The 6,041-nt window shown below is 51.5% G+C and carries 9 protein-coding genes; 1 reads left to right on the forward strand and 8 read right to left on the reverse strand.

Annotated elements, in window-relative coordinates:
* From modB to KDK13_RS02130, 7 genes are all read right to left on the reverse strand, one after another.
* On the reverse strand, window positions 1-682 hold a 682-nt coding region (modB, locus tag KDK13_RS02100; protein ID WP_257283139.1), incomplete at its 3' end, for a molybdate ABC transporter permease subunit.
* On the reverse strand, window positions 683-1,492 hold the full coding sequence (gene modA, locus KDK13_RS02105; protein ID WP_257283140.1) for a molybdate ABC transporter substrate-binding protein: 810 nt from the start codon (window positions 1,490-1,492) through the stop codon (window positions 683-685).
* Between the two features lie 35 nt (window positions 1,493-1,527).
* On the reverse strand, window positions 1,528-1,971 hold the full coding sequence (gene moaE / locus KDK13_RS02110; RefSeq protein WP_257283141.1) for a molybdopterin synthase catalytic subunit MoaE: 444 nt from the start codon (window positions 1,969-1,971) through the stop codon (window positions 1,528-1,530).
* 143 nt (window positions 1,972-2,114) lie between these two features.
* Complete coding sequence (locus tag KDK13_RS02115; protein ID WP_257283142.1) at window positions 2,115-2,366, reverse strand: MoaD/ThiS family protein; 252 nt, start codon at window positions 2,364-2,366, stop codon at window positions 2,115-2,117.
* Window positions 2,363-2,908 carry a cyclic pyranopterin monophosphate synthase MoaC gene (moaC, locus tag KDK13_RS02120; protein WP_257283143.1) on the reverse strand — a complete coding sequence of 182 codons (546 nt, stop codon included), beginning with the start codon at window positions 2,906-2,908 and terminating at the stop codon, window positions 2,363-2,365. The genes KDK13_RS02115 and moaC overlap by 4 nt, the downstream gene beginning before the upstream one ends.
* A gap of 2 nt (window positions 2,909-2,910) precedes the next feature.
* Window positions 2,911-3,465, reverse strand: coding sequence for a molybdenum cofactor biosynthesis protein B (gene moaB / locus KDK13_RS02125; RefSeq protein ID WP_257283145.1), 555 nt, complete (start codon window positions 3,463-3,465; stop codon window positions 2,911-2,913).
* A gap of 80 nt (window positions 3,466-3,545) precedes the next feature.
* Window positions 3,546-4,127, reverse strand: coding sequence for a molybdenum cofactor guanylyltransferase (locus KDK13_RS02130; protein ID WP_257283146.1), 582 nt, complete (start codon window positions 4,125-4,127; stop codon window positions 3,546-3,548).
* 250 nt (window positions 4,128-4,377) lie between these two features.
* Between KDK13_RS02130 and KDK13_RS02135 the strand changes: the two genes are divergently transcribed.
* Window positions 4,378-5,136 (forward strand): HpcH/HpaI aldolase/citrate lyase family protein, encoded by a 759-nt coding sequence (locus tag KDK13_RS02135; protein ID WP_257283147.1) that lies wholly within the window; start codon window positions 4,378-4,380, stop codon window positions 5,134-5,136.
* Between the two features lie 24 nt (window positions 5,137-5,160).
* Here KDK13_RS02135 and KDK13_RS02140 read toward each other — a convergent pair whose 3' ends face one another.
* On the reverse strand, window positions 5,161-5,616 hold the full coding sequence (locus tag KDK13_RS02140) for a YcgN family cysteine cluster protein (protein ID WP_257283148.1): 456 nt from the start codon (window positions 5,614-5,616) through the stop codon (window positions 5,161-5,163).
* Between the last annotated feature and the right edge of the window lie 425 nt (window positions 5,617-6,041).

Genomic DNA, 6,041 nt, shown 5'->3' on the forward strand with positions numbered 1-6,041 from the left:
ACCGCCTGCGCGGCCCGGCCCGATTGGGCGATGCTTTACGACGGGTTTGGTAAAGGGTAATCAGCAGAATCATGGCAAATACCATCAGTCCCGCAGCAATCTGATGGGCCTCAGCAAACTGCTGGGATTCCACGGCATCGAACAGGGCAATGGACAGTACCTGCGTCTCCCCGGGAATATTGCCACCAATCATCAGCACCACACCAAACTCCCCAACGGTATGGGCAAACCCCATGCAGGCCGCCAGTATCATTGCCCTGCGAGTGCAGGGAAGTACCACATTTAAAAAACGGTCCAACCGTCCGGCCCCCATCATGGCTGCCGCTTCAAGCAGCCCTTTGTCAAGCTGTTCAAACGCCCGCTGAAGTGGTTGCACGACAAAGGGCATGGAACAGAGAACAGAAGCAACCACCAGCCCGGTAAAACTGAATGCCAGGGTAGTGCCGGTCAGGGATAGCCAGAGCTGTCCGGGTACATAGTTTGGTGAACAAAGCAACAGGATATAAAAGCCAAGGACCGTAGGCGGCAAAACCATTGGCAAACCAACCAGCGCTTCCAGCAGGGGTCTCAGCCGACTCTGCATATTGGCCAGCTTCCATGCCAGGGGAATCGCCAGCAACATCAGAATAATGGTGGTTATGGTGGCCAGCTTCAGCGTTACCCAGACAGCGGTGAGCAGCATTCAGCGCACTTCCCTTCGATGTTCCGGCGTTGATTTACCGGCCATTTCCGTTGCTACGGGGAGGTAGCCCTGTTCAGCAAGGGTATTCTGAACAGACGGTGACAACATAAACGCGACAAATGCCTTTGCCGCCTCAGGATGCTGAGTCCGTTTTAAAATAACCATATCCTGTCGAATCGGATCGTACAGTGTGGCAGGAATCAAAAAAACATGACCGTCGTTGTCTTTATGGTCAACCAGCTGCGCTTTCGCCACCAGCCCTGCAGGCGCATTGCCACTGGCCACAAACTGCCAGGCCTGCTGAATACTGGCTCCCTGAACCAGACGGGACCGGAACGATGACCAGAGACTCAGCTTCTCCAGAACCTGCTGTGCCGCCAAACCATAGGGTGCGGTTGCCGGATTGGCAATGGCCAGGCGCCCTTTATAGACCGCCAGGTCCTCCAGTGTCATGGTCTTATCTTTCCCATCCTCACCGGAAACCCCGGGGCTCCACAGAACCAGTTCTCCCAAGGCATAAGCGTGTCGGCTGCCTTTCAGTGTCAGTCCTTCTTTTTCCAGCAGCCCGGGTCTCTGGCTATCTGCTGACAGAAAAATATCGAAAGGGGCGCCATGGCTGATCTGGTTATACAGCACACCGCTGGAGGCAGAGGAGATCAACAACCGGTGCCCGGTGTCTGCTTCAAACACTTTTGCCAAGGCTTCCAGCGACGGTTTGAAGTTTGCCGCAACCGCCACTTTCAGTTCTTCTGCACAGGCCGATGCCCCCGTACAAAAGAGTACAAATGTTAAAAATAATGTTCTTAACATGAAACAGCTCTTTTTTAAGCGTTCACTTTTAAAGGTCAAAGCCAGCGATCTGCAGCTTCCTGATCAGACTCTCGCTCATCCACCCAGCGATCCCCGTCGGGCGTCGTCTCTTTCTTCCAGAACGGCGCGCGGGTTTTCAGGTAATCCATCATAAATTCACAGGCGGCAAACGCCTCTTTACGATGGGCACTGGCGACACCGACAAAAACGATGCGATCCCCGGGGTACATTTGCCCAATGCGGTGGATAACCCGCACAGACTGGAGCTCCCAGCGTGCCATGGCCTCATCGATAATTGCCTGCAGGGCGTTTTCCGTCATCCCCGGATAATGTTCCAGAAACAGGCCACCCACCTGATCCCCAAGGTTCATATCCCGAACCGTACCGGTAAAGGTAACAATGGCTCCCGATGACTTATTCCCTTCCAGTCGTTCATATTCGCGGCCGGGGTTAAAGTCTTCTGCTTGAATGGAAATCAAGGCGCTTATCCTGCTTGTTTTTGCACCACAAAGCGACAAAAATTTTCCGGGGCTTTTCTATTGTTTCCACAGGGACTGAGGATGTGGAAACGAGCACAAAATAAAGCCCTTGTGTCACCGTGTCTTTGTGGTTCAGATAAAATTCATCCCCCGGTAACCGGAGGGAAAAAGGCAATCTCATCACCAGGCTGTAATGCAACATCCTGACGGGTCATATTCTGATTGATGGCGACCAGTGTACGGTCACTCATCATGACCTCACGCCAGTCTTCGCCTTTTTCAGCCAGCTGACTTTTCAAGGCGGACAGCAAGGAAGCATATTCTCCTTCTTCCAGTATCAGTTGCTCGCAATTCAGTTTTTCCCGAAAACTGGCAAAGAACAGTACTTTAATCATGCTGCATCTCCCGACTCGGCATCTGAAGCAGCAGCCTTTGAGCCGTGAATATAATGGCCACTTCGACCGCCGCTTTTTTCCAGAACACGAATGCCCTCAATATGCATCTCTTTGTCCACCGCCTTGCACATATCATAGATCGTCAGGGCCGCAACCGATGCCGCTGTCAGCGCTTCAATCTCAACACCGGTTTTGCCATTCAGGCGGCAGCAGGTTTCAATTCGAATACAGGCTTCGCCATTCTCTGAAGGTGCACCTTCAAGTTGAAACTCAACACCAATAAAGTTCAGCATCAACGGGTGGCAAAGTGGCACCAGCTGGCTGCACTGCTTGGCAGCCTGGATTCCGGCAATTCTGGCCACGGCAAGTACATCACCTTTTTTAAGGCTGTTGTCTTTTACCAGCGCCAGTGTCTCAGGCGCCATGTAAATGTAGCCTTCGGCCCTGGCTTCACGACGGGTGATGTCTTTTTCACCAACATCAACCATGCTGGCCTTACCATCACTATCAATATGGCTAAGGGCATTACTGGTAAACGACATGATTACCCTGCCTTTTTCAATTGTTCGGCTGTCTTAAGCTGTTCGACAAAGTTACAGGGACGATGCTGGCTGTTCAGCTGATCCCTGATAATGCCTTCCCAGGCGGTCTTACAGGCATTATTGGAGCCGGGCATAACAAAAATAACGGTGCCATTGGCCATGCCCGCCACGGTGCGGGACTGGATTGTGGAGGTTTTGATCTGCTCATAGGAAAGCTGACGAAACAGTTCGCCATAACCATCAATCTGCTTGTCGAAGATAGGCATCAGCGCTTCTGGCGTGCTATCTCTGCCAGCGAACCCGGTACCGCCGGTGACCAGAACGGCCTGTACACAGTCTGGAGTCCCTGCATCACTGGCAATCCAGCGGGATACCACTTCACGGATCTTATAGATGTCGTCTTTTACAATGACCTTGTCAGCAAGTTTGTGGCCAGCAGCGGTCAGGCTCTCAACCAGCAAGTGACCGGAGGTGTCGTTTTCTTCAGTACGGGTGTCGGATACCGTCAGTACGGCAATGTTGACAGGAATAAACTTTTCAAACTGATTGTGAGCCATGGATACTCTTGCTCCAGTCTATATTCAAACGTTGTCAGTAGGGGATGCTCATGGCCAGCGCTCGTCGTGTGGACGGCCGCCTATTTCTGAACAATCTCCTTATTCACCAGGTCACGCCAGTCTTCAGGCGTATTGGCGTTTACAAAAAGGTCTGCCATGGATAACGGCAGCGACAGGGTCTGCCCACCTGATAGCTGATGAAGGCGCCAGAGTGCATAGTCCTTCGGATTATCACTCGCGATGGAGCGCTCAACGGCTTGCCGCAATTCAGTGGTGACCGGCAGCATCACGGGTAGATTAAAGCCCTCAAAACAGCAGGCCCGCTGCTGATCACCAAGTATCCGGATCGCATCGGCAGGGACCAGAGGCATATCCACAGGAATCACCAGTAGTCGATCGCCATCCTGCAATCGCTGTAAAGCGGCGTGAATGCCACTGATTGGACCTCTTCCGGGAACCACATCGTCAATGACAGCATCGTCATCGGACGAAAAACCGGACCCACTGATCAGAACCTGACCGATCCCGGCCCTGATCAGCAGAGAAACCATATGCTGGTAGAGCGGCCTGCCAAACCAGCTCAGACGTGACTTGTCCTGTCCCATCCGGGAGGAACGACCGCCAGCCAGAACCAGACCGTAAAGCGTGCCATGGGGTGTCATTCGATCACAGACTCTTGGTTTCAATGTTCAAGTTAACCCGGGACTGTCCGAGGATAGGCTAGTGTAAGGTTTTCCACCTCTCTGACAAGCGTTGGGGATCAATTATCAGACAGTAAGCAGGCTGAACCACTTGCCCGTTGGCTATAATTCATTGACTCCATCACCAGACAACAAGCACCAAACAAGAACCACCAGACAACAACCACCAGACAACAACCACCAGACAACGTAAACAACCACCGGACCAACAATGAGAAAAAATCAGGTACTGAGCCTTTTCCAGCAAAATAAGACCGCGATAAACTGCTGGCTTATCCATCCCTGCCCAATGACAGCTGAATTGATTGCCCATCAGGGTTTTGATGCAATGACCATTGACATGCAGCACGGCATGATTGGCTTCGAGTCCGCCCTGGCCATGCTGCAGGCCATATCCACCACTCCGGTGACGCCGTTGGTCAGGGTTCCCTGGCTCGACCCGGGCATCATTATGAAAATGCTGGATGCCGGTGCTTATGGTGTCATCTGCCCAATGATTGAAACCGCACAGCAAACCCGGGAATTTGTTGCCACCTGTCGTTACCCATCCAAAGGCAACCGCAGTTTTGGCCCCAGCAGGGCAATGATCTATGCCGGCAGTGATTACCCGGAAAAAGCAGACGGGACCATTCTGCCCATGGTCATGATCGAGACTCGCCAGGCCCTGGATAACCTGGACGACATACTCAGCACTGAAGGACTGGGAGCCATCTATATTGGTCCCTTTGACCTTTCCTATGCCCTGGGCTGCCAGCCTCGACCTGACGACTATGAGCCACCCGTCGTGGAGGCTATCGAACATATCCTTGCCCGCAGCAAAAAGCATAACGTACCTGCCGCTATTCACTGCATGGGACCGGCGTTCGCTGATCGTATGCGCAAAAAAGGATTCAGTCTGGTAACCGCTGGTTGTGACGCCGACTTCGTCCGCGCTGGTGCCACACACACCATCCAGTCACTGAGGCGGTAATCTGAATCTCGTTCAGAAACCGCTTTATTTCACCCGGATAATATAATCAAACCAGTCCGACGGGTTCGGAACATCTTCTTCTGAAGCGATATCCCTGTCCCTGATGGAGAAACCGGATTCATGGACAGAGTCCGGGCACCCGGTATTCAGGGGATGCCATTGTGGGAGATCATAGCCATGATAGAGCAGGTTATAAGCGCAGCTGTCTGGCAACCATGACAAATGTTCATGGAGGGTTTTCGGGGTAAACTTGATACAGTCATCCACATATTTACGACGGTGTTTATACTGTCTGCAGCGACAGGTCTCCAGATCCAGCAGCCGACAGGCTACCGCCGTTGTGTGAATCTCGTCAGTATCAGCATCAATGATCTTATTGAGGCAGCAGCGACCACAGCCATCACAGAGCGACTCCCACTCTTCAGGCGTCATCTCGGTTAACGATTTTACCTGCCAGAATGCAGGTTCCTGCTTACTCATCAAACACCCGAACACGGTATAATATTGGGTTGAGCATACTATCACTGAACCATTGAATTAAAAATCCCGGGATACGCTTAAGGAATGCTCTGGATTGATGGGGTTTAATGTGGCCAATTGGATTATCTGAATATCATTGTTATCGGTGCTGAGACAAACACTTTACGCAAGACCACATTGTGAATGGGTTGTGCCAGGGAGGAACTTTTATAAGAAAAAGTAGTCTCAGGCTGCAATTCGATATTTCAATACTTCAATGAATCACTGTAATAGCTTAGCTTCATTCGATCTTGCTTTTTCCGATCTTTATTCCGGCTCATCAGATTCAATAGAACAAACATGTCAATTTGATGCCTGTGAACAACAATTTACATATCAGGGACTGTCTGTTAGAAAGCCGAACACTTCTTTTCCTGTTCACCAAA

It is taken from the genome of Endozoicomonas sp. SESOKO1 (genome assembly GCF_024606265.1).
Classification (GTDB): Bacteria; Pseudomonadota; Gammaproteobacteria; order Pseudomonadales; family Endozoicomonadaceae; genus Endozoicomonas.

What these genes read in the sequence shown, in the direction of transcription:
- moaB (WP_257283145.1), bottom strand. Translation starts at nt 3,465, where the DNA reads ATGGCTCACAATCAGTTTGAAAAGTTTATTCCTGTCAACATTGCCGTA.
- modA (WP_257283140.1), bottom strand. Translation starts at nt 1,492, where the DNA reads ATGTTAAGAACATTATTTTTAACATTTGTACTCTTTTGTACGGGGGCA.
- KDK13_RS02140 (WP_257283148.1), bottom strand. Translation starts at nt 5,616, where the DNA reads ATGAGTAAGCAGGAACCTGCATTCTGGCAGGTAAAATCGTTAACCGAG.
- moaC (WP_257283143.1), bottom strand. Translation starts at nt 2,908, where the DNA reads ATGTCGTTTACCAGTAATGCCCTTAGCCATATTGATAGTGATGGTAAG.
- KDK13_RS02130 (WP_257283146.1), bottom strand. Translation starts at nt 4,127, where the DNA reads ATGACACCCCATGGCACGCTTTACGGTCTGGTTCTGGCTGGCGGTCGT.
- KDK13_RS02115 (WP_257283142.1), bottom strand. Translation starts at nt 2,366, where the DNA reads ATGATTAAAGTACTGTTCTTTGCCAGTTTTCGGGAAAAACTGAATTGC.
- KDK13_RS02135 (WP_257283147.1), top strand. Translation starts at nt 4,378, where the DNA reads ATGAGAAAAAATCAGGTACTGAGCCTTTTCCAGCAAAATAAGACCGCG.